This is a genomic window from Faecalibacterium prausnitzii, from assembly GCF_003287405.1.
In the GTDB taxonomy this organism is placed as follows: Bacteria; Bacillota; Clostridia; order Oscillospirales; family Ruminococcaceae; genus Faecalibacterium; species Faecalibacterium intestinale.
On sequence record NZ_PRLD01000062.1, the window covers coordinates 1 to 648 of the forward strand.

Here is a 648-nt window from a genome sequence, read left to right on the forward strand (position 1 = left end):
TGGCAGAAGATGTACTGCAAGAGGTGTTTTTGTACGTTGCCAAAAATTTTTCTAAAATTCATCGAGAAAACTGTCACGAACTCGCTGCTTATCTCGTTAGTTGTAGTAGAAGCCGTGCATACGATATGCTTCGCAAGCAGCGGGAAGAACCGCTGGAAGAAATCCCGGACGCACCAGATGATGCCCCAGTGCCAGATGATGCAGCAGTCAGCACCGATAACATCCAACATCTGACAGAACTGATCGGACAAATGAAACCGATGTACCGTGATCCTCTTCGCCTTTTGGCAATGGGCTATACCAACCGGGAGATTGCCGAATCGCTTGGTCTGACGGACGAAGTGATTCGGATGCGGCTTTTCCGTGGAAGAAAACTATTGTGGAAGGAGCTAAACAGCCATGAGTGAGCGGACAGAAGTTTCTTTTGACGCTGCATTGATGATAGCACTCCGTGCAGATGCACAAAAAGAACTGGACGAACTGCCAACTACAGCACAGCTTAAGGAACGCTACCCGGATACTTCCCGATGGGATGCTCGCCTGCAAGCGGCATTGCATAAACGCCGCCCTATGCTGAAACGGGTGCTTGTTGCAGCCCTGACGCTGGTAATTTTAACTCTCGGTGCGCTTGCAGTAAGCGCAGACTTC

Annotated in this window: 1 protein-coding gene and 1 pseudogene; both read left to right on the forward strand. The window is 49.8% G+C overall.

From position 1 onward, the window contains the following. The coding region (locus C4N24_RS15040) for an RNA polymerase sigma factor (RefSeq protein WP_146746828.1) at window positions 1-407 on the forward strand (407 nt) is incomplete at its 5' end. Next, window positions 400-648: pseudogene (locus C4N24_RS15045) on the forward strand (DUF4367 domain-containing protein); the annotation flags it as partial. The gene C4N24_RS15040 and the pseudogene C4N24_RS15045, both read left to right, overlap by 8 nt.